This window comes from Sorangium sp. So ce406, from assembly GCF_051474675.1.
Lineage (GTDB): Bacteria > Myxococcota_A > Polyangia > Polyangiales > Polyangiaceae > Sorangium > Sorangium cellulosum_G.
Genome location: NZ_CP150340.1, coordinates 535,626 through 557,141, shown reverse-complemented (window position 1 = coordinate 557,141; position 21,516 = coordinate 535,626). Strand labels below are relative to the sequence as shown.

General features: G+C 73.7%; 20 protein-coding genes. 11 read left to right on the top strand and 9 right to left on the bottom strand.

Features of this window, described 5'->3' with window-relative positions; translation table 11 throughout:
- Positions 1-229: 229 nt before the first annotated feature.
- Together WME96_RS02055 and WME96_RS02050 are read left to right on the top strand one after the other, a co-directional pair.
- Positions 230-727: a hypothetical protein gene (locus tag WME96_RS02055; protein WP_437288508.1), complete on the top strand. Its 498-nt coding sequence runs from the start codon at positions 230-232 to the stop codon at positions 725-727.
- Between the two features lie 110 nt (positions 728-837).
- The gene (locus tag WME96_RS02050; protein ID WP_437288507.1) at positions 838-1,185 is read left to right on the top strand and encodes a hypothetical protein; all 348 of its coding nucleotides are present in this window, start codon (positions 838-840) and stop codon (positions 1,183-1,185) included.
- Between the two features lie 192 nt (positions 1,186-1,377).
- Here the strand turns inward: WME96_RS02050 and WME96_RS02045 are convergent, their stop codons facing one another.
- From WME96_RS02045 to WME96_RS02035, 3 genes are all read right to left on the bottom strand, one after another.
- Positions 1,378-3,039 (bottom strand): tetratricopeptide repeat protein, encoded by a 1,662-nt coding sequence (locus WME96_RS02045; RefSeq protein ID WP_437288506.1) that lies wholly within the window; start codon positions 3,037-3,039, stop codon positions 1,378-1,380.
- Between the two features lie 232 nt (positions 3,040-3,271).
- Positions 3,272-4,612, bottom strand: coding sequence for a LysM peptidoglycan-binding domain-containing protein (locus tag WME96_RS02040; protein ID WP_437288505.1), 1,341 nt, complete (start codon positions 4,610-4,612; stop codon positions 3,272-3,274).
- Positions 4,609-5,061, bottom strand: a complete 453-nt coding sequence (locus WME96_RS02035; RefSeq protein ID WP_437288504.1) for a hypothetical protein — start codon at positions 5,059-5,061, stop codon at positions 4,609-4,611. Before WME96_RS02035 ends, WME96_RS02040 begins: the two co-directional genes overlap by 4 nt.
- A gap of 113 nt (positions 5,062-5,174) precedes the next feature.
- Here WME96_RS02035 and WME96_RS02030 point away from each other — a divergent pair, with 113 nt between their 5' ends.
- The 4 genes from WME96_RS02030 (at position 5,175) to WME96_RS02015 (ending at position 8,163) form a co-directional block, all read left to right on the top strand.
- On the top strand, positions 5,175-5,690 hold the full coding sequence (locus WME96_RS02030) for a hypothetical protein (protein ID WP_437288503.1): 516 nt from the start codon (positions 5,175-5,177) through the stop codon (positions 5,688-5,690).
- The gene (gene ruvA / locus WME96_RS02025) at positions 5,687-6,298 is read left to right on the top strand and encodes a Holliday junction branch migration protein RuvA (protein ID WP_437288502.1); all 612 of its coding nucleotides are present in this window, start codon (positions 5,687-5,689) and stop codon (positions 6,296-6,298) included. Before WME96_RS02030 ends, ruvA begins: the two co-directional genes overlap by 4 nt.
- Positions 6,299-6,533: 235 nt before the next feature.
- Positions 6,534-7,676, top strand: a complete 1,143-nt coding sequence (locus WME96_RS02020; RefSeq protein WP_437288501.1) for an FHA domain-containing protein — start codon at positions 6,534-6,536, stop codon at positions 7,674-7,676.
- An 88-nt stretch (positions 7,677-7,764) separates the two neighbouring features.
- Complete coding sequence (locus WME96_RS02015) at positions 7,765-8,163, top strand: (deoxy)nucleoside triphosphate pyrophosphohydrolase (protein ID WP_437288500.1); 399 nt, start codon at positions 7,765-7,767, stop codon at positions 8,161-8,163.
- Between the two features lie 15 nt (positions 8,164-8,178).
- Here the strand turns inward: WME96_RS02015 and WME96_RS02010 are convergent, their stop codons facing one another.
- The 3 genes from WME96_RS02010 to WME96_RS02000 form a co-directional block, all read right to left on the bottom strand.
- Positions 8,179-9,201 carry a FecCD family ABC transporter permease gene (locus tag WME96_RS02010; RefSeq protein ID WP_437288499.1) on the bottom strand — a complete coding sequence of 341 codons (1,023 nt, stop codon included), beginning with the start codon at positions 9,199-9,201 and terminating at the stop codon, positions 8,179-8,181.
- Complete coding sequence (locus tag WME96_RS02005) at positions 9,198-10,106, bottom strand: type III pantothenate kinase (protein ID WP_437288498.1); 909 nt, start codon at positions 10,104-10,106, stop codon at positions 9,198-9,200. The genes WME96_RS02010 and WME96_RS02005 overlap by 4 nt, the downstream gene beginning before the upstream one ends.
- A gap of 134 nt (positions 10,107-10,240) precedes the next feature.
- Complete coding sequence (locus WME96_RS02000; protein ID WP_437288497.1) at positions 10,241-10,882, bottom strand: O-methyltransferase; 642 nt, start codon at positions 10,880-10,882, stop codon at positions 10,241-10,243.
- Positions 10,883-10,974: 92 nt separating this feature from the next.
- Between WME96_RS02000 and WME96_RS01995 the strand changes: the two genes are divergently transcribed.
- Both WME96_RS01995 and WME96_RS01990 read left to right on the top strand, forming a co-directional pair.
- Positions 10,975-11,703, top strand: coding sequence for a hypothetical protein (locus WME96_RS01995; protein ID WP_437288496.1), 729 nt, complete (start codon positions 10,975-10,977; stop codon positions 11,701-11,703).
- A 68-nt stretch (positions 11,704-11,771) separates the two neighbouring features.
- Positions 11,772-12,197 (top strand): hypothetical protein, encoded by a 426-nt coding sequence (locus tag WME96_RS01990; RefSeq protein WP_437288495.1) that lies wholly within the window; start codon positions 11,772-11,774, stop codon positions 12,195-12,197.
- Here WME96_RS01990 and WME96_RS01985 read toward each other — a convergent pair.
- The gene (locus WME96_RS01985; RefSeq protein WP_437288494.1) at positions 12,194-13,084 is read right to left on the bottom strand and encodes an SDR family oxidoreductase; all 891 of its coding nucleotides are present in this window, start codon (positions 13,082-13,084) and stop codon (positions 12,194-12,196) included. The two genes, WME96_RS01990 and WME96_RS01985, sit on opposite strands and share 4 nt — an antisense overlap.
- 245 nt (positions 13,085-13,329) lie before the next feature.
- Between WME96_RS01985 and WME96_RS01980 the strand changes: the two genes are divergently transcribed.
- The gene (locus WME96_RS01980) at positions 13,330-13,908 is read left to right on the top strand and encodes a protoglobin family protein (protein ID WP_437288493.1); all 579 of its coding nucleotides are present in this window, start codon (positions 13,330-13,332) and stop codon (positions 13,906-13,908) included.
- A gap of 279 nt (positions 13,909-14,187) precedes the next feature.
- On the top strand, positions 14,188-14,769 hold the full coding sequence (locus WME96_RS01975; protein ID WP_437288492.1) for an HdeD family acid-resistance protein: 582 nt from the start codon (positions 14,188-14,190) through the stop codon (positions 14,767-14,769).
- Between the two features lie 347 nt (positions 14,770-15,116).
- Here WME96_RS01975 and WME96_RS01970 read toward each other — a convergent pair whose 3' ends face one another.
- Together WME96_RS01970 and WME96_RS01965 are read right to left on the bottom strand one after the other, a co-directional pair.
- Positions 15,117-15,335, bottom strand: a complete 219-nt coding sequence (locus tag WME96_RS01970; RefSeq protein WP_437288491.1) for a hypothetical protein — start codon at positions 15,333-15,335, stop codon at positions 15,117-15,119.
- A 441-nt stretch (positions 15,336-15,776) separates the two neighbouring features.
- On the bottom strand, positions 15,777-19,208 hold the full coding sequence (locus WME96_RS01965; RefSeq protein ID WP_437288490.1) for a DUF2126 domain-containing protein: 3,432 nt from the start codon (positions 19,206-19,208) through the stop codon (positions 15,777-15,779).
- A 392-nt stretch (positions 19,209-19,600) separates the two neighbouring features.
- Between WME96_RS01965 and WME96_RS01960 the strand changes: the two genes are divergently transcribed.
- Positions 19,601-21,514, top strand: a complete 1,914-nt coding sequence (locus tag WME96_RS01960; protein ID WP_437288489.1) for a serine/threonine protein kinase — start codon at positions 19,601-19,603, stop codon at positions 21,512-21,514.
- Positions 21,515-21,516 lie beyond the last annotated feature (2 nt).

Genomic DNA, 21,516 nt, shown 5'->3' with positions numbered 1-21,516 from the left:
GCGAGCGCGCCTGGCGCGGCGCCCCGGCGGCGCCTTGACCAGGGATCTCCTTTGCGCGAGCATCGTGGAGGAGGGCTCTCCCCGGGCCCTGCTCCTCGCGGCCCGTTCCCGGCAGGGTCGGTAGGAGGGGCGAAGAGGGCGCGGCCCTTCGGGTGGGTTCGTCGCGATCCTCCAGAGCGACCGCCCGTCGCGCCGGGACGACACGTGCGCGGTCGCGGGGAGCGGTCCGATGCCGAATCGACGAGCGAACAAGAAGCTGCGCGCGCGGGTCCTCGCGCGCATGGGCGAGACCGGGGAGAGCTACCAGAAGGCCCTCGCTCACGTGCTGTCCCTGGGCGGCGCTCCAGCGCCTGCGCCCCCGGCGGGCGATCGCGCGGGGGCGCGCCCCCGGCGTCCGGCCGTCCGGGAGGCGGCGCCCGCCTCGCCGCTGCTCCTGTACCAGCAGGCGGTGGCGCTCCTCGCCGTCGCGGATGAAGCGCGCCGGCTGGACGGAGAGCCGTCGAGCGCGGCGATCCACGCCGAGGCGCTGGCGACGTTCGCGGTCTACTGGCGCGCGAGCGGGAGGTCCGGGGCCGCGCCGTTCCGGCTGGGGGGCGACGCGACCCGCGAGCTGCGGGCCGGCGCCGATCTCGTGGAACGCGCCCGATCGGCGGCCCGGCGGTGGTGGCTCGGGCAGCCGGCGAGCGCGCTGGCGACGGCGGCGCTCGCGGGCCGGGGCAAACGCTGAGCGCGCGCGCGTTGCGGTCTTGCCGGGCTGCGCGCCTCCGGGCAGGCTTCCGCGGTGTGGAGCCGACGCGCCGTCTCGGTCGCGCCGCTGCGCCACGCGCACAGGATCCCGTGAGCGATCGTTCGAACCTCGCCGCCTCCATCGACGGCGCGCCCCTCTCCGACGAGGAGGCGCGCGATCTCTGGACGCGGTTCAGCCGGTACATGGATGAGCACCGCGGCGACATGGCGGGCTTCGCGCGCGAGAACGGCTACGTCAGCGTGACGCCGACGTTCGAGCGCGGCCGAGCGCTGCTCGTGGCCCGCACGACGGAGGCGCCGCCGGAGAAGCCCGCGCCGCGCGCCGCCGGGGACAGGCCCGCGCCGCGCGGCGGTGGCGGCAAGCCGACCCCGCGCGGCGGCGGCAGGCCGACCCCGCGCGGCGGCGGCAAGCCCGCGCGCGGCAGGCGGCGGCGCTGAGCGCCCTTTCGCCGGCGCGGTTCAGGGCGCCGACGGATCGACCCTCGGAGAGAATTCGAACCACAGAGGCACAGAGGGCACAGAGGAAGAGAGAAGAGAAAGGGAGAAGAGAAAAGGACAAGAGCCTTTATCTCTCTTCTCTGTCTCTCTTCTCTCCCTCTGTGCCCTCTGTGCCTCTGTGGTTCGAACTCTCTAGTATCTCTCGCGCTCGTAGCGCTTCGGGGCGCTCGGCACCCTGGAGTCGCGCGTCGCGCCTTCCTCCTGGCGCGCCTCGATCCGGCCGGCGAGGACCGCCTCGGCCAGCTCGCGGTGCCCGGGGCTCGTCGCGCGATCGGCGCGCGCGAGCGACTGCTCCGCCGCGGCGCGCGCCTCGGCCGCGCGCCCGGCGAGCGCGTGGGTCCGGGCGATCTCGGCCAGCGTCGCGGAGAGCTCCGAGGCGTTGCCCGAGACCTCCAGGAGCCGCTTCGCGCTCAGGTAGAGCGACAGCGCGCCGCCGAGATCCCCCTGGATGCGCGCGAGATCGCCGCGCGCCCGGAGCACGCCGGCCTGGCCGGCGCCGTCCTCCAGCACCTCGAACAGGGCGAGCGCCTGATCGTAGTCCGAGAGCGCGTCCTCCAGGTCCGACGCGTCGGCGGCGGCGACGCCCACGAGCTCGGCCACCAGCTCGAACTGCGCGCGGCGGAGATCGCCGCGCGCCTTGAGCGTCGCGGCCTGGCCGCGGCGCTCGAAGCCCGAGCGGAACAGCGCGAGCGCGCGATCGTAGTCGCGCACCGCGTCCACGAGGTCCTCCTGCTGGGAGCGCAGATCGCCGCGCGCCTTGAGCACCAGGGCCTGGCCGAGGAGATCGCGCGTCGTCGTGAACAGCTCGAGCGCCTGATCGTAGTCGCGCTCGGCGCCCGCGAGATCCCCCTGCCGGGTCCGCAGATCGCCGCGCGCCTTGAGCGCGCTGGCCTGCCCGAGGTGGTCCTCGGTGGCCTGGTACAGCGTGAGCGCCCAGTCGTAGTCGCGCGCGGCGCCCGTCACGTTGTCCTGGCCGAGGCGCATGTCGCCGCGCGCCTTGAGCACGCTGGCCTGGCCGCTCCTGTCGCCCGCGCCCTGGAACAGCGCGAGCGCGGTGCTGTAGTCGCGCGCGGCGCCCGGCAGGTTGCGGAGGCGGACGCGGAGATCGCCGCGTGCCTTGAGCGCCCGCCCGTGCGCGGCGCCGTGCGGGCGGGCGCGCGGCTGCTGCTCCGAGGGCACCAGGCCGTCGACGTCCGACGTCGGCGAGCGCGACCCGGCGCGCGGCTTGAGCGGCTCGCGATCGCCGAGCTGCAGGAAGAGCTGGATCGCCAGATCGTAGTCGCAGACAGCGCCGCCGAGGTCGCCCTCCTCGGCGCGCGCGAAGCCCCGCGCGCGCAGCGCGTCCCCCTCCCCCGCGCGGTCGCCCGCGCCCTGGAACAGCGCGAGCGCCTCGTCGTAGTCGCGCACCGCCTGGACGGGGACGCCCTCCCGCAGGCGCAGCGCGCCGCGGTCCATGAGCACCTGGGCCTGGCCGAGCGCGTCGCCCGCGGTCCGGAACAGCGCGAGCGCCTCGTCGTAGTCGCGCCCCGCGGTCGCGTAGTCGTTCCGGCGGACGAGCAGGTTGGCGCGCTCCCGCAGCGCGTGGCCGCGCGCCTCCGGCGCGGTGCCGTTGAGGCTCGGCGGCGCGCCGCTCGAGCGCGGCCCCCGCATCCCGCCGTCGCCGAGCGCCTCGGTCATCGACCCGCTCTTCGGCGCGCAGCGCTCGGTCACGCTGTCGAAAGAGCGCTGGGTAGGAGGATCGCCATCCACCCCCTTCGACTCGGGCTGGGCGTCGGCGCGGCGAAGCATGGGCATGACAGAGGGACCATCATACCGCGGCCGCGCCTCCCCCGTGGAGACATTGCGCCGGCGTCCGCGCGCCGTCCCCAGCCACGCGCGGTCCGGAATCCCGGGCGCTCTCTTACGGAAGCTCCGGGCGCCCTCCTACCGGGCTGCGGCGGTTTCCCGAGTGGCCTGCCGAGCTCCGACGCCGACGGTCGCCCGGGCGACCCGCGCGTTTCGTCGCGGTCGGCGCGGCGCCGGGGCCTCAGAGGCCCTTGCGCGAGATGAGCACCGCGTCCCGCTCGACCTCGTGCATCGCGTGGGTCACGAGCGCCGCGGCCGTGCGCTCCCGCACGTGCACCACACGCAGCTCGGCGTAGGTCTCGTCGGGCAGCAGCTCCTCGTCGACGCCGAACTTCGGCGCGTCGACCTGCGCCGGCCGCTCGTCCTGCACCCGCGGCCTCAGCGTCGCCAGCTTGCCGGCGCCCCCGAGCTGCTGCACCCAGCGGTCGCCGCGCCGGACCGCGAAGAAGCGCTGCCCGGGCTTCACGCCGTCCTTCTCGCCCTTGTCGATGAACATCACCTGGTACTGGCCGAAGAGCTGGTAGGGGTAGACCGACGCGAGGATCTTCGCCTCCAGGTCCTGCTCGGCGCTCGCAGGCGGGACCACGTTGAAGCGGCGCGCCACCGAGCCCACCCTGTCCCCGCGCTCGATCACGTCGAGCGACTCGATGAGCCGCGCGCGCACCATGTGTGTCTTCGGGTTGTAGCGGTCGACGCGCGCCGTGCCGCGCACCGTCACGAGCTCGCCCCGCACGTCCCCGCTCCTCACCTTCTTGATCTCGCGGAAGATCGTGAGGTCCTGGCCGATCTCGACGTCGTGATCGTCCGAGAGCCGCAGGTAGACGTCGTCGCCCTCGCTGAGGAGCATCTGGTCCTCGGGGCTCGCGACGAGCTCGCCCCACGTGTCCTTGTTCACGTCGTCGACCCAGCCGAGGTCGCGCAGGAACACGGTCTTCGGCGGCACCCGCGACCCGCGGCCCGTCGCGCGCGCTCCGAGCCCGATGCTGCCACGGGTCGGCCCCTCGCTCGGGTCGCGGAGCCGGATCCTGTCGCCCGGGTAGATCCAGTGCGGGTTCTGGAGCTGCGGGTTCAGCGCCCAGACCTGCGGCCAGGCGTAGGGGTTCGTGTAGTACCTGCCCGAGATGTCCCAGAGCGTGTCGCCGCGCCGCACCGAGTGCGACTCGGGCACGAACTGCCCCTCGACGACGTAGCTCCCGCCCGCGCTGCCCCGCACCGAGGCGGGCCCCTCGCTGCGGCGGCCCAGGTCGAAGCCGTCCGACGGGCGCGACGTGTCCGTCGTGCCCCGCGAGCTCGAGGGCAGGTGGGCGTTCGGATCGAACCCCGGCTGCGGGAAGCCCGGCGGCATCACGACCTGCGTGTCGACCGTCGGCTCGCCCGGCGGGAGCTGGACGACGGTGACGCCCGGCGCCTGGCCGCCGGGGGCGCCCCCCTCGGCGCCCTGATCCTGGGCGAGCGCCAGCGGCGGCGCGGCGGCGAGCGCCAGGGAGACCGGGATCCACGTTGCCTTCACGGGGGACTTCATCGCTTGCGCCTCGACAGGGTGGAGGGGGGCGGGCTCGGCGGCGGCGTCCCGCCCGGAGGCTCGTCGACAACGACGCCGTGCGCGGTCGAGCGGAGCACCGGCGGCCGCGCGGCGCCGTCGGTCTGCGGCTCCGCTTCGGTCCCCGGCGCCGCCTCCGGCGCGAGCCGCACCACCTCGAGGTCGGGCCGGTCCGGCTCTTCGTGCGAGGCGGCGCGGGCCTCGGCCGCGCCGGCTGCCTCGGCGCGCGCGGCGCCGACGCGGCCGCCGCGCGAGAGCTCCAGCGAGCCGACGCGGTCCGCGAGCACCGCGTTCTCCGCGCGGATCCTCACGAGCTCCGCGCGCAGCTCGGCCAGCTGCCGATCGACGATCGCACCCCGCGCCCCGCCGCACCCGGCGGCGAGCGCGGCGAGCGACAGCCCCAGCGAGCAGATGCCCAGGCGTGTCCTCATGCAGCGCCCAGCCTACCTGCCGCCGCGCCGGCCGGCCAAACGCGCGGCGATCTCCGCGCGCGCGCGGAGTTCTGCTAGGGTCGCGCGTCGCCAACCGGCTGAGAGGGGACAACGTGCGGAAACTCTTTCTGATTTTCGTGATCGTGACGGCGTGCGCCGGGGCCGCGTGCGGCGATGACGGCGAGGCGCCCCAGCCGACCGCGTGCTTCGACTACGGCGCGTTCGACGGCGCCGCCCCCGAGGTGAGCTTCAGGACCGACGTGCTCCCCCTCTTCCAGCGGGGCTGCGCGTTCAGCTCGACCTGCCACGGCGCCGAGGCCGGCTCGGCCGGCTCCGCGTACCTCGGCCCGCCGCTGAGCGAGCAGGCCACGGACGCGCAGATCGACGCGATCGTGGCCCAGAACGTCGGCGTCGCGTCGCGGACGCCGTCCGGCATGCCCCGGATCGCGGCCGGCGACCCCGCGAACAGCTTCCTCATGCACAAGCTCGACGGCACCCTGACCTGCGGGGACCTCGAGTGCGCCCCCGACGGCTGCGGGAAGTCCATGCCCGCCGGCGGCGACATCCTGCCGGCAGCGGAGCGGGACACCGTCCGCAGGTGGATCCAGCAGGGGGCCAAGGTCAATTGATCGGACGGCTCTCCGGTCAGGTCGTCGAGGAGGGCGACGAGGGCACGGTCGTGCTCGACGTCGCCGGGGTCGGCTACGAGGTGACGGTCCCGCTCGGCGCCCTGGGCCGCGCGCGCGGCATCGCCGGCTCGGACGCGATCACCCTGTTCGTGCACACCCACGTGCGCGAGGACGCCCTCCTCCTCTACGGCTTCGCGACCCGCGAGGACAGGGCGGCCTTCCGCGTGCTCATCGGCATTTCCAGCATCGGCCCGAAGATCGCGCTGGCCATCCTCAGCGCGCTCGGCGCGGCGGAGCTCGCCGCCGTGATCGCGCGCCGGGAGACCGCGCGCCTCACGGCCATCCCCGGCGTCGGCAAGAAGACCGCCGAGCGGCTCGTCCTCGAGCTGAAGGACAAGCTCGTCAACCTCCCCTCGGTCCCGCTCTCCGCCGCCGCCCCGCCGCCCGCGGCCGCCGGCGCCAAGCAGGACCTGCTGCACAGCGCGCTGACCCGCATGGGCTACCGGCCGGCCGAGGCCGAGCGCGCGGTCACCGCCCTCGGCGCGCGCGTCGAGAGCGCCCCGCTGGGCGACCTCGTGCGCGACGCGCTCGCGCTCCTGTCCAAGTGAGCCGCCCGCGCGCCCGCCCCCCTGCAGGACGACGGCCGGGCAGCGCGCTGCCCGCGGCGCGCCTGCCCGCGTACGCCCGCGCGCCTGCCCGCGCACGCCCGCGCGCCTGCGCGCCCGCGGCGCGCCGCGCACGGAGAGAAGCGACAGACAGTCGACAGAAGGCGGCCGCGGCGAATATGCTCCCGCCGCCGTTTGCCCTGAGACCCCGTCCGGTCGCTCGTTGTGAGGAGGCCTGGTGATCACCTGCCCGAAGTGCTCCAAGGAAAATCAGGACCATTACAAGTTCTGCCTCGGCTGCGGCGCCGAGCTGCCTCGCGACGTGTCGCCGAAGAAGTTCGCGCCGGGCACCCCGCCCCACGGCGTGCCGGCGGCCTCGCGGTCGAACAACTACGGCGATGAGCCGACCGCCATCGGCACCGGCGCACAGAAGGGCCCCGCGCTCGCGCCCCCGCGCGCGTCCCAGCCCCCCGCGGTCCAGCCCCCCGCGCTCGTCGACCCCGCGGCGTTCGCCGTCCCGATCCGGGGGGAGGACACCGCCTCGGGCCGGAAGGCGGCAGCCGCGGCGCCGGCCGCGTCGGCGTCGCCGTCGACCGCGGCGGCGGCCGGCGCGGGGACGGTCGTCTGCCCGCAGTGCCAGGAGCCCAACCCGCCGAGCAACAAGTTCTGCGCGCTCTGCGGCTTCAAGCTCGTCAAGCCGGCGAACCTGTCCGTGCAGCCGCCCCCGCCGGTGGTGTCGACGTCCGGCGCCGCGAACGTGGTGCTGACGGCGCTCCGGGCCGACGGCACCGAGGCCGGCTCGTACACCCTGCCCGCGAACCCGACGACGATCGGGCGCGACTCGGGCGCGATCTTCGGCGGCGACAGCTACCTCTCGCCGCGCCACGCGACGTTCTCGATCAAGGGCGGGCGGCTCTTCGTCAAGGACGAGAGCTCGCTGAACGGCGTCTACCGCAGGCTGCGCAGGGACACGCCGGTGCAGCTCGAGAACGGCGACGTCTTCCGCATCGGCCAGGAGCTCGTCCGCCTGGAGTCGCTCGCCCCCGCGCCCGCGACGCCCGACGGCGTCGAGCGGCTCGGCAGCCCCTCGAAGGGCTACGTCGCGCGGCTGGCGCTGATCATCGGCCGGGACGCGACCGGCAACGCGTTCCCGGTCCCCGACACCGGCCTGCACCTCGGGCGCGAGCGCGGCGACATCCTCTTCCCCGAGGACGGCTACGTCTCCGGGCTCCACTGCCAGATCTCGGTCCAGGGCGGCCGCCTGTCCCTCACGGACCTGGGCAGCTCGAACGGCACCTTCCTCCGCGTCCTCGGCGAGACCGAGATCACGGGAGGCGACATCCTCCTCATGGGTCAGCAGCTCTTCCGCGTGACCGTCTGACGGAGCGAGGTCCCCGCTCCGGGGACGCGACCGTCCCGCTCGCACAACCCGCTGCCCCGTCGTACCCTGGGCCCCCCGAGACGCCGCCATGGAAAGTGTCCGCACCATCCGCGTGGTCGCCGCCGTGATCGAGCAGGACGGCCGCTACCTCATCACCCAGCGCCGCCCGACCGCCGTGCTGCCGATGCTCTGGGAGTTCCCCGGTGGGCGCGTGGAGGAGACCGAGACCGACGCGGCCGCGCTGAAGCGCGAGGTCCGGCACCGCCTCGGCGTCGAGATCGAGGTCGGCCAGCTCATCTCGTTCGTGAGCCACCCGTACGAGCGCTACGTCGTCGACCTGTACCTCTACGAGTGCCACATCAGGAGCGGCGAGCTCGCCTCGCTCGCCGTGAACGCGTTCCGGTGGGTCACGAGCGCCGAGTTCGACCGCTACCCGTTCACGCCGGCCGACGAGGCCAGCATGAACAAGCTCCTCGGCATGTCCTGAGGGACCTGGCGCGCCTCACAGGCGCGGCGAGCGCCGCAGCAGCACGAGGAACAGCGGCCCGCCGAGGACCGCGGTCACGGCGCCCACGGGCGGCTCGGTGCCGAGCCACCGGAACAGGAGGCGCGCGAGGAGGTCGCACGTCGTGAGCAGCACGGCGCCGGCGACGAGCGACAGCGGCAGGAGCCGCCGGTGATCCGCGCCGGCCAGCCGGCGGACCGCGTGCGGGACGATGAGCCCGACGAAGCCGATGAGGCCGGTGCGGCTGACGATCGCGCCGACGACGCACGAGGACGCGAAGAAGACGCGGCGCTCGACGGCGCGCACGTCGACGCCCAGGGTGCCGGCCGACTCGTCGCCGAGCGAGAGGAGGTTCAGGCGCGCGGCGTCGGCGAGGAGCACGGCGCAGCCGGCGGCCACGTAGGCGGCGACGCCGAGGAGCGCCGAGGTCGTGGGCAGCTCGACGAAGCCGATGAGCCACCGGAGGAGCTGCTGGGCGCGCGACGGGGAGACGACCGTCTTGAGGAAGGTGATGAGGCCGGCCGCGATGGAGTTCACGATCACGCCGGCGAGGAGCATCGAGGCGCCGGAGGTGCCCTCGGCCGCGCCGCGCGCGATCGCGTAGACGAGCACCGTCGCGACGAGGCCGCCGACGAGCGCCGCCGCCGGCAGGAGCGTCGCGCCGAGCACGGTCGCCGAGCCGACGCCGAGCGCGATCGCGACCGCGGCGCCGAGGGCGGAGCCGCCGGAGACGCCGAGCACGTACGGCTCGGCGAGCGGGTTCCGGAGCAGCGCCTGGAAGGCGGCGCCCACGGCCGCGAGGCCGGCGCCGGAGATCGCCGCGAGGAGCACGCGCGGCAGGCGCACGTCGAGCAGGAGGGTCCGGTCGAGGCCCGGGCCCGCGAGGGCGCGCTCGAGCGAGACGGGCTCGGCGCCGAGGAGCACGGCGGCGAGGAGCGCGAGGACGAGCGCCGCGGGCGCCGCGGCGAGGGCGAGCGCGCGTGGCCCGGGGAGCGCGCGGGCGGACCCGGGGGCCGTCAATCCTGGCCGCCTCCGCGCGCCGCGGGCGGCAACGTGACGGGGCCGCTGTTGCGATCGGCGTTCCGCTCGTAGATGAGGCGCAGGCCCGTGAGCGTCAGGTCGTCGTCGACCGCCTCGATGGTCTCGGTCTGCGGCGCGATGAGCCGCGCCAGGCCGCCCGTGGCGATGACCCGGCACGGGTAGCCGAGCTCGCGCCGGAGCCGGCCCACGAGGCCGTCGACGAGGCCGGCGTAGCCGTACACGATGCCCGACTGCATCGAGTGGACGGGGTTGCGGCCGACGACCCGGGGCGGGAGGGCGATCTCGACGCGGGAGAGCCGCGCGGCGCGGGAGAAGAGCGCCTCGGCGCTGATCTGGATGCCCGGCGCGATGACGCCGCCGAGGTACTCGCCCCGCGGGGTCACGCAGTCGAACGTCGTCGCGGTGCCGAAGTCGACGACGATGACGCCGGTCGCGGCGGCGTGATCGCCCCGGCCTGCCTCGCCGCCCCGGCCCGGGTCGATCCCGTGCTCGCGCGCCGGGGCGGCCTCCGGCGCCCGCTTCACCCACTCGTGCGCGGCGACCGCGTTGACGATCCGGTCGGCGCCGACCTCGCGCGGGTTCTCGTAGAGGATCGACATGCCGGTCTTGATGCCCGGCCCGACGACGAGCGGCTCGATCCCGAACGCCCGCTCGACGAGCCCGACCATCGTGTCGGTCAGCGTCGGCACGACGCTCGCGATGACCGCGCTGTCGATGCGGGCGAGGTCGACGCGGCGGAGGTCGAGCATCTGCCGCACGAGCACGGCGTACTCGTCCGCTGTGCGCGAGCGCGCGCTCTCGCAGCGGAGGTGGTGCCGCAGCGCCTCGCCCTCCAGGACCCCGAAGCTGATGTTGGTGTTCCCGACGTCGATGGCGAGCAGCATGCTGGCGGGACTCTAGCGCCGCGGGCGAAGACGCCGTCAGGATTTGTGGGCGCCGCGCGGAAGGGTGCGTGGACCGGTGCGTTGACAGGTGCGTGGAACGGCACGCGGAATGATGCGCGGACCGCGCGCGCCCCTCAGCGCTTGCGCGCGAGCGTCACCCCGTCGCGGACGGGGAGCAGGACCTTCTCGACCCGCTGGTCCCGGGCCAGGAGCTCGTTGAACGCGGCGAGGGCGCGGCCGTCCTCGGTCTCGGGGGCGAGGACCTCGCCGCTCCAGAGGGTGTTGTCGGCGACGATCAGCCCGCCGCGGCGGAGGCGCGGCAGCGCTTCCTCGTAGTAGGTCGCGTACCGCGCCTTGTCGGCGTCGATGAACACGAGATCGAGCGGCGGGCTCGCCGGCAGGCCGCGGATCGTGTCGAGCGCGTCGCCGAGGGCGATCCGGATCTTCGGGCCGTGCTCGCTGCGGTCGAAGAACGACCGGGCGAGGCGGGCGACGTCGGGGTCGCGCTCGCACGTGACGAGCTCGCCGTCCGGCGGGAGCGCCTGGGCCATGCTGAGCGCCGAGTACCCCGTGAACGTGCCGAGCTCGAGCACGCGCCGCGCCTGCATGAGCGCGACGAGCATCCCGAGCAGGGTGCCCTCGACCCGCCCGACCTGCATGCCGGCGCTCGGCACATGGGCATGGGTGTATTCGCGGAGCTCGTCGAGCAGCGCGGGCGGCGGCTCCGTGTGGTCGTGGGCGTAGCGGTCTATCTCTGGCGTGACGATGGCGGCCATGGTCGGGGTACCTCGATGGGCGCCACGATAGCGCGCGCCGGGGCCCCGCACCCCAGCTTGAGCTGCCGCCGGCCTTCGATGTAGCGTCCGCCATGTCCTATTCTTCCTGGATGACGTGCGTCGCGGCGGCGGCGCTGCTCGCGACCGCCTGCAGCTCGGCGCCGAGCAGCCCCGGGACCGGCGGCGCGGGGGGAGCCGGGGGATCGGGCGGCGCGGCGGGGACGGGCGGCGCCGGGACGGGCGGCGCCGGGACAGGCGGCAGCGGCGGGGCGGGCGGCGCCGGAGCCGGCGGAGGGGCGAGCGCCACGACGAGCGGCAGCGGCGGCGCCGGGGGCGAGGAGGCCTACGCGTGCGCCTCGCTCGGCGACCCGTGCACGACGTGCCTGTCGCTGCGGTGCCAGGAGAGCTACTGCGCTTGCCAGCAGAGCCCGGAGTGCGCCGCCCTGGCCAACTGCTCTCTCACGTGCGCCCCGGGAGACAAGGTCTGCGAGCAGACGTGCTTGACCGCCCACGAGGCGGGCATCTCCGACAGCTTCCTCGAGGGCGTCTGCGCGTCCGATCTCTGCAGGGTGCAATGCCCGTCGCGAGCCCCCGTGTCCGCGTGCGACGCGTGCCTGTTCTCGCGGTGCGCCGCCGACATGAACGCGTGTATCGCCGACCCGTCGTGCAGGGCGCTCCGCGCGTGCGCCGACGGGTGCAAGGTGGGTGACGCCGTGTGCGAGGAGCGGTGCGCGGCGCAGTACGAGGCCGGCGGGCAGGCCGCTGGCAGGGTCGCCGCGTGCGAGGGCGACGTGTGCCGCGCGGCGTGCGAGGGCGGGTGACGCGCCGCGCGCCGCCGGGGTCGACGCGCCCGTCGACGAACCGGCCGAACGGGCCTAGCATCGCGCCCGTGCCTCACCACGGCTTGCGCCAGATAGAGCGGAACCCGTACACGGCCCTCTACCACGACGCCCTGCAGCAGCTCGTGGCGCTCAAGCGATCTTCGCTGCATTACCCCAGCATCGAGGTGCTCGATCAGAACTTCGATCGCCTCGAGCAGGCGCTCGGGGTCGTGTCGCGGCATCGCTCTGTCCTGCTCGTGGACGCCCGGGACGCGCCGTTCCGCAACGACGACAAGTTCGACGAGCCGTTCGCGCGGCGCCATGCGCGCCTGGTGCAGGGCTTCAAGAAGATGGCGGTCATCCTGAGGAGCGCGGTCGGGGCGCTCCAGGTCGGGCGCATCACGAAGGGCTCTCTCCAGCCCGTGAGCACCTTCACGAAGCCCGAGGACGCGCTCCGCCACCTCGGCGTGCAGCTCGATCTCAACCAGCTCTAGGAGAGAGGTTTACCTCCGGTGACGCCGAGCACCTCGCCGTTGATGTAGCTCGCCTCGTTCGAGGCGAGGAACACGAACGCGGGGGCGAGCTCGGCCGGCTGCGCGGGGCGCTGCATCGGGGAGTCCTTGCCGAAGGTGGCCACCTTCTCGGCCGGGAACGACTGCTCGATGAGCGGCGTCCAGACGGGGCCGGGCGCCACGACGTTGACCCGGATGCCGCGCTTGATGAGGTCCTGCGCCAGGCCCTTGCTGAAGGTGACGATCGCGCCCTTGGTCGACGCGTAATCGAGGATGTTCGGGCTCGGCTGGTACGCCTGGATCGAGGCAACGTTGATGATCGCGCTGCCTTCCTTCATGTGGGGCAGCGCGTGCCGGACGAGGTGGAACATCGCCACGATGTTGACGCGGAACGTCCGTTCGACGCGCGCGGCGTCGATGTCCTCGAAGCGCTCCGCGGACTTGCCCTGCTCTGCGGCGTTGTTCACGAGGATGTCGATCCGCCCGAACTTGCGGGCCGTCTCCTCGATGACCTTGCGGCAATGGGCCTCGTCGGCCAGGTCGCCGGGGATCGTGATCGCCTCGCGCCCCGCCTCCTTGACGGCCCGGGCGGTCTCCTTCGCGTCCTCGTGCTCGCTCAGGTAGGCGATGGCCACGTGGGCCCCTTCCCGGGCGAAAGCGAGCGCGACGGCGCGGCCGATCCCGCTGTCGCCGCCGGTGATCAGCGCGACGCGGTCCTTCAGCCGGCCGAGCCCCTTGTACGACGACTCGCCGTAATCGGGCCTCGGATCCATCTTGGCCTCGATGCCGGGCCGGTCCTGGCTCTTGGCCTCGAAAGGCGGCTTCGGGCCTGCGTCCTTCGGATCCTGGGTCGGTCCAGTGTTCTGCATGCCTCCTCCTGATGCGGTTCGGTGGTGGGAGGTCGATCGCGCTCCCAGCGGTACGTGGCCATGGTGACGGCCTCGAGGCTCCGCCATCGGTCCCGGCCTGCACTGCGGATCGGAGCGCTCCTGACGCTGGCGCTGGGCCCGGCACGCGCATCAGGGCTTGACAGCGGGCAGCTGCTCCGGTGTCGTCGCCCTGCGTTGTTCGCGGCATACCGCCGTCGCTGAGAGGAAAAGGAGCAACGGTTACCATGAAACACGTCGACGAGAAGCTTCTGGAGTCGAACCTCGAATATCGGTTCGGGTACCTCATCGAGTTCATCGGCTTCGGAGAGGCGGACATCGCCGCCATTCATGGGGCCGCGCTGCACCTCGCCCCGCGCGTCGAGGCGCTCGTCGACGCGGTGTACGAGAAGCTGTTCCTCTATGACGCCACGAAGCGCCACTTCGTGCCGAAGCAGCACGGCTACGAGGGGCAGGCCCCGACGGATCTCCTGTCGCTCACGCTGAACCACGAGCAGATCAAGTTCCGCAAGAAGCACCTCGGGGAGTACCTTGTCCGGCTCGTGACCCACCCGTACGACGCGAAGCTGGTCGCTTACCTCGACATGGTGGGGAAGATCCACACGGCCAGGGCGGGCAATGCCGAGCTCGTCGTCCCGCTCGTGCAGATCAACGCGCTCATGGGCTTCGTGTCGGACGCCCTCCTCCAGACGATCGTGTCCCTGGGTCTGGACCGGGAGACCGAGGTGCGCACGCTCCGCGCCTTCAACAAGCTGCTCTGGATCCAGAACGACCTCCTCGCGCGCCACCACCTGCCGGCGGCCTGATCCGAGGGCGGCGCGGCTCCCCGCGTCGCGGCCGGCGGCGTGGCATGACAGCCCAGCTCGCGGGGTGGGCCGCTGTTCACGCGGCCAGAGAAGAGGCGTGGTGAACATCACCGGAGAGGTGGATAGTCTCGCCGTCATCCGCGGATCTCGTGGAAGAGGTCGCCGCTTCTCGCCACGATCGTGACACATCGCCCCTGCGTCTCGACGGGTCGCCGGTCGCAGGTGAGGACCTGACGCGCTGTAGGAGCTTGCGGCACGCGTGTTGCCGCGCGCTCCATCATGAGAAGGACGACAGAAACCTGGTGGATCCTCGTGCTCCGCGGGATCGCGGCGCTCGGGATGGGCCTTCTGACCCTGCTCCTGCCTGGACATAGCCTCGGGGCGCTGGTCGTCGTCTTCGGCGTGTACCTCGTCGTCGAGTCGCTCATCGCGCTCGCCGGGGCGGCGCGGTGCGCGCGGCTGGGCCAGCGCTGGCGAGCGAACGCGGCGCACGGGCTCATCAGCCTCGCGGGCGGCATCGTGACGCTGGCCTGGCCCGGGCTCTCGGTGTTGATCCTGCTCTACCTGGTCGCGGCGTGGGCCATCGTGGGCGGCGTCAAGGATATCGTGGTGGCGGTCCGGTTCCGTCACCGCATCGCCGGCGAGTGGCTGCTCGCGTTCGCGGGCGTGATCGCGGTGGCCCTCGGGGTGCTCGTGATGGCGCTCCCGAGCGCGGGGGCGCTGGCGCTCGTGCTGTGGGTCGGCGCTTATGCGATGGTCCTCGGGGTGAGCCTCCTCATCTCGGGGTTCGCCATCCGGGCTTACCAGAGGAGGCCGCGGAGGGAGGCGTCGATCGACGGGTTCGGGCAGGCGCGGGCTTGACCGGCCCCCGGAGAGGGTGTTCGTCGCGCGGGGTGGGGGCCCCGCCGAACTCGCCTGAAACAGGAGCCATCCGGCAAGCCGGATGACTCCTGTTTCAGGATCAGACATCGGCCCATCCCCCACCCCGCGCGACGAACACCCTCTCCGGGGGCCTACCGTCATCATGAAATGAGGATGAACCGGTCGGAGACGCCAGGAAGAGAACTGGAACGGCCTGGCGAGCTTCGACGCTCTTATTCGGCTGTACACGACGCCTGAAATGCAACGCTCCCGCCTCCGGGCCTCTGGCCTGGAAGCGGGAGCTGTTCACGGGTGGCGCGATGTGCGCTGGCCGCTATACGGCGCTCTCAGACGCAGATGGAGTCGCAGTCGTAGTCCTCGTCACACGCCGAGACGCAATCGCCGTCGTCGTCACACGCCGAGACGCAGTCGTCGTGGTCGGTCGTGCACGCGGTGATGCAGTCATCGCCGCCCTCACCCGGAGTGTCGTCGTCCGCGTCGACGAAACAGCCCGCCGCCAGGGGAATCGTGGAAACCAGAAGCACGGCCAGGATCTTACGCATCATGGGGTTGTCCTCCTTCGTTGTGTACTGTCCGCATGCGATGCAGGGGACATCGAGCACTCAAGCAGGGGACGTACCAATCGCGCGCCGCCGCGACTCGCCTGTTGCCGAGCAAACCCCAGAGACGCGCGGCGCCGGACAAAGCTGGCTCGGCGCCGCGAAAATCGGGCTCGGCGCGGGGCGGCGCGCCGACGTGATCGGCCGACGAGCGACGTCGGGCTGAAGGCAAATCGCCACACGGGCGCGGGCAACGGCTGGGCCCGGACGCGCGGCAGCCCTGATTTCGCGGGTACCGGCAGAAAGGCGGCCTCTTCGGGCACCCGGCGCCAAACTGCCACAGCCGACTCGACCGTGAGCGCCCGACATCCGGCCAGTCGCGCCCCCGATCTCCCACCGTGGCCCCGACGAGGGCGGCGGCCTCGCCGGACCGCCGCCCCGGCCGGATCAGGCCTCGTCCTCGGCCTTCTTCGGCTTCGGCGGGGGGCGGTCCGCGGCGTAGCGCCGCAGATCCAGCGTGTACGGCGCGTCCTCGTGGGGGTACGCGGGCTTGCCGGTGACCGGCCAGGGCGTCTGGCCCTCGAGCGTGAACCGCTGGGCGCGCCGCGCCGCCGCCTCGAAGCGCGTGAGCGGCGCCGCGTCGAAGGCGCGACCCTCGGGGTGCCACACGTGATAGGCGCACGCGCCGATCGAGCGCTTGCCCCACGTGTCCAGGATGTCGAGGTGGATCGGGTGGTGGATCCCGAGGTGCGCGTGCAGGCTGTGCGGCGGCGCCCAGGCGCGGAACCGCACGCCGCCCACGTACTCGGCCGCCGTCCCGGTCGGGCGGAGCGGCAGGACGTGGCCGTTCACGAGCACCCGGTGGCGCTCCGGCGTCAGCCCCTGCACGCGCACCTCGATGCGCTCCATCGACGAGTCCACGTAACGCGACGTGCCCGTCGTCGTCAGCTCCTCGCCGAGCACGTTCCACGGCTCGATCGCGTTGCGCACCTCCAGCACCACGTCGCCCGCGTGCAGCGTGCCCACCACCGGGCAGCGCAGCTCGATGAACGGGCGGTACGCGTCCGCCGGCAGGGCGAGGCCGCGCTGCTTCAGGTGATCGAGCACGTCCTCGAAGTCGCGCCACAGGTAGTACGGCAGGAGGAAGCGGTCGTGCAGCGCCTGGCCCCAGCGCACGAGCTTGCCCGAGTAAGGCTCGGCGGCGAACGCGGCGAGGAGCGTGCGAATGAGCAGCGTCTGCGCGACCGCCATCCGGAAATGCGGCGGCATCTCGAAGGCGCGCAGCTCGATGAGCCCCTGGCGGCCGTAGGCGGTCTGCGGATCGAACAGCTTGTCGATGCTCACCTCGGCGCGGTGCGTGTTGCCCGTCATGTCGACGAGCAGGTGGCGGAACAGCATGTCCGCGAGCCACGGCGGCTCGCCCTCGCGCCGCTCGAAGGCGCGCGAGAGCGCGATCTCCAGCTCGTAGAGGTTCTCGTGGCGCGCCTCGTCCACGCGCGGCGCCTGCGACGTCGGGCCGACGAACAGGCCGGCGAACATGTACGAGAGCGACGGGTGGTGCTGGTTGAAGGTCAAGAGGCTCGCCAGGAGATCCGGCCGGCGCAGGAAGGGGCTCGAGAGCGGCGTCGGGCCGCCGAACGTGAGGTGGTGGCCGCCCCCGCTCCCCGCCATGCGCCCGTCGACCAGGTACTTCTCGCAGTGCAGGCCGCTGTGGAGCGACGCGTCGAACACCGTCTCCAGCAGCGACGCGTACGCGCGCACCCCGTCGGTCGGCGGCAGGTTCACCTCGAGCACGCCCGGGTCCGGCGTCACCGAGAAGCGGAGCAGCTCCGCGCCGGACGGCGGCGGATACCCCTCGAGCAGCACGTCGATGCCCGTCTCCTGCCGGGTCGCGTCGATCGCGGCGATGAGCTCGAAGAAGTCCGCCGGCGCGAGGAGCGGCGGCAGGAAGACGTGGACGATGCCGTCGCGCGTCTCGACGCAGAGCGCCGTGCGCACGCCGTAGCCCGACCGCCCCGCCGCCGGCGCGGCGCGCTGGGCCGCGGCCGCGTGCTCGTCCGGAGCGGCGCGCCGGCGCGCGGCGAGCGCGCGCGCCGCCTCGGGGTGGTCGGCGTCGCCGTCGCCGGCCAGCGCCTCGACGCGGCGCTGCTTCTGCTCTTCCCCGGCTTCCTCGTCGTCGAGCTCGCCGCGCCGCGGATCCGGCGGCGACACGAGCTCCTCGAGCGGCGGGGGCGGCGCCGCGGCGATGAGCGAGCGCAGCGGCAGGCGCAGGCCGAGGGCGCTGTCGCCGGGCAGCAGGAAGAGGTGCCCGCGCCGGAAGCCCCAGCGCTCGCTGATCCACGACCCCCACTGGCGCGTGAGGGGCAGGACGAAGCCGACCTCGGAGCCGAGCCCCCGGTCGAGCACCCGCGCGAGGCGCCGCCGCTCCTCAGGGTCGTCGAGGTTCGCCTTGAGCGGGTCGACGTCGACGGGCAGGCTCGCCTCGTCCTGGAGGTGGCGCCAGGGGTCCTCGTAGGCCGGCATCAGGAACTCGGAGAGCCCGAGGCGCGCCGCCAGCGCCTGGGCGAACTGCCGCGACTGGAGGAGGCCGCGCCCGCGCGACGAGCTCCGCGCCGAGATCGCGGGATCCGCGTGGCGCGCCTGGGACATGTCGGTCCACAGGGCGGCGCCGTCGCGGCGGCCGATGATCTCGAGCGCCCAGCGGGGCAGGCTCTCGCCGGGGTAGTGCTTGCCGGCGCGGAGCAGCAGGACGCCGCCCGGCGTGATCCGGCGCCGGAGCTCGTGCGCGAGCTTGAGGCCCTGCGACCACTTGGTCGGGCCGAGCGCGCCCTCGCGCCACTCCGGGGCGTCCGGGTACTCGCGCGAGTTGAAGGTCGGCTCGCCGCCCATGGTGAGGGTGAGGCCCGCGGCGGCGAGCCGCTCGTCCGCGCGGTCCGCGACGGACAGGAGCTCCTGCCACACGGGCTCCTCGTAGGGCGTCGTGGGCCGCGGCTCGTGGCCGAGCCGCCCGACCTTCATCTCGAAGGACACGTCGCTCGCGCGCACGTCGCTCGTGCCCTCGACCGGCGCCGCGAGCGCGGGCGACGCGGTGCAGGCGAGCGGGATGTGGCCCTCGCCGCAGAGCAGGCCGCTTGTCGCGTCGAGGCCGATCCAGCCGGCGCCGGGCAGGAAGACCTCGGCCCACGCGTGCAGGTCGACGACGTCGCGGCTCACGCCGCGCGGCTGGTCCGGGATCATCCCCTCGTCGGTGAGCTGCACGAGGTAGCCGCTGACGAAGCGCGCGGCGAGCCCGCGCGACCTGAGCGCCGCGATGAGCAGCACGGCCGAGTCGCGGCAGCTCCCGCGCCCGTGGCCGAGCGTCTCCTCGGGCGTCCAGATGCCGGCCTCCTCGCGGATGACGTACTTGATGCGCCGGTTGACCGCGGCGTTGAGGGCGACGATGAGCGAGACGGTGTCGCCGTCCCTGGGCAGCCCGGCGAGGAACTCGTCGAGCAGCGGGCCGCGGGCGATCGTGGGATCGGCGCTGTCGAGGAAGGGGGCCAGGTCCTGCTTGAGCTCGGCCGGGTAGGCGAACGGGACCTTCTCGGCGCGCTCGTCGAGGTAGAAGTCGAACGGGTTGACGGGGCGCACGCTGACCGCGAGCTCGACGAGGATGTCGAGGTGCGGGACGCGCTCCCCCGCGGGCAAGAGCACCCGGGCGACGTGGTTGCCGTACGGGTCCTGCTGCCAGCGCACGTCGATGGGGGGGTCGATCTTCAGGCTGTACGACTCGATCTTCGCCTTCGCGTGCGTCGCGGGCCGCAGGCGGATGAGGTGCGGGCCGAGCGAGGCGGGAGTTGGATAGCTGTAGCGGGTCCGGTGCTGGATGAGCAGGCGCACGGTGGTTGTCTCCGGGAGTGGCCCTATCCAACCAGAAGTGACTGCGTTCGTCTCGCTCTGCGCGAGGCGGCGCGCGTTCGTTTCCGCGATGATTCAGCCAGGGAACGGCGGTGTGGCGGCGCGTGTCACCTCTCGTCGATCGAGCTCGCCATCGGGTTGCTCGCGCGGAGAACCCCCTCTCGGTGGGCCTACCGCGACGACGAGGCGGGGGATGCGCGTGGGGGATGCGGGCGAGCGCGGCGAGATCGTGCGACGGCGTCGCTGCACCTTTCGCCCTGTTCTGCTCGGCGTGGGACGCCGGGGCCGCCGCGCCGGCGCCGCGCGCTTGCCGTCCGAGGGCGAAGCGGTGATCATCGGCCGCTGTGTCGGATTCCGAGACGAAACGGCCCTCGATGGCCCCGGTCGAGCCGGGGACCGTGCTCGCCGGCAAGTACCGCGTGGAGCGGATCATCGGCCAGGGCGGGATGGGGGTGGTCGTCGAGGCGCGGCACGTCGTGCTCGACGAGCGGGTCGCGCTGAAGTTCCTGCTCCCCGAGTTCACCCGGCACCCCGAGGGGTCGGCCCGCTTCCTGCGCGAGGCGAAGGCCGGCATGCGGATCCGGAGCGAGCATGTCGCCCGTGTTTCGGACGTCGGCACGCTCGAGACCGGCGCCCCGTACATGGTCATGGAGCTCCTCGACGGGAGCGACCTCGCGCGCCTGCTCCGGGACCACGGCGTGCTCGGCATGGAGGACGCTGTCGACTACGTCGTCCAGGGCAGCGAGGCGATCGCCGAGGCCCACGGGCTCGGCATCGTGCACCGCGATCTCAAGCCGGCGAACCTGTTCCTGACGACGCGCGCCGACGGCTCGCCGCTCGTGAAGGTGCTCGACTTCGGCATCTCCAAGATGGCGACCAACGCGGTCGACATCCTGACGGGCACGGACGCGGCGCTCGGGTCGGCGCTGTACATGTCCCCGGAGCAAATGCGGCAGACGCGCTCGGTCGATCACCGCACCGACATCTACGCGCTCGGCGTCTCGCTCTACGAGCTGCTCGCCGGCCGGCAGCCGTACTACGCCGAGACGCTGCCGCAGCTCTGCGCGGAGGTGCTGACGGGCAGGCCGACGCCGCTCCGGGACATCCGCCACGACGTGCCCGCCGCGCTCGCGGCCGTGCTCGAGAAGGCCTACGCCCGCGAGCGCGAGCACCGGCACGCGTCGGTCGCCGAGCTCGTCGTGGCGCTCGCCCCGTTCGCGCCCGCGCGCACGTACCCGACCATCGACCGGATCGCGCGCATGGGCGGCCTGTCGCTGCGCGCGGCCGCCCTCGGCGGGCACCGCGCGTCGCAGCCCTCGTTCTCCGCCGCGGACGCGCGGGGCTCGGCGCCCGCGATCCGCGAGCCGTCGTGGCCGGGGATCTCGTCGTCCCCGCCGGCCGGGCACGCCGACGCCGCGCCGCTGCCGCGCCCGGCGACGCCGTACCCGCACCCGCAGCCGCCGTTCTCGCAGCAAGCGCCGGCGGTCGCCCACGCGGCGACGCCCTACCCGCACCCGCAGTCGCCGTTCTCGCAGCAGCCGCCCTCAGGGGCCGCCCACGCGGGGGCGCCGTACGCGCCGTCGCCGTTCTCGCAGCCGCCTTCGAGCGCCGGCGGCGCGCCGGGGCCGTACGGCGCGGAGGGCGGCAGGCCGAGCCCGGTGCCGCCGGAAGGCCTGCCGGCGCCCACGCCGCAGCAGCAGATCGTGCCCGGCCCGTACAACGCGCCGATGAGCTCCCGCGCCGCCGCGACCTTCGCCTCGTCGACCACGCTCGGGATCTCGTCGGACGGGCGCCGGATCCCGGGCTTGCAGGCCTCCCCTGCCGCGGTGGTCGCCATCGCGCTGCTCTCGGCGACGCTCCTCCTCGGGGTGATCGCCGTCGGCGTGTTCATGATCCGCGGGAGCGGCAAAGACGGCGCGGGGACCACGCCGGCCACGCAGGCGGAGACCGCGAGCGCGGCGCCGCCCGCCGCGCCAGCGCCGACGCCGACAGCCGAGACCTCGGGGCCGAGCGCGGGGGCTGCGACGCCGGGCGAGCCGACGGTCAGGCCGACGGGCGCGGCGAACGACGGCGCGACGACCGACGCTGCGACGACCGGCGCTGCGGCCGAGGGCGCCTCGACGGCCGCGAGCACCTCGACGAGCGCGAGCCCCTCGGCGGCGGCGCCTGCGTCCGCGCCGGTGAGGGCTGCGCCTCCCGCGGGTCGCAACAGGCCGGCTACCCGTCCCGCCACGCCTCCGGCGACCCAGCGACCTCCTCAAGGCATCGACCTGAACGATCCGCACTGAGC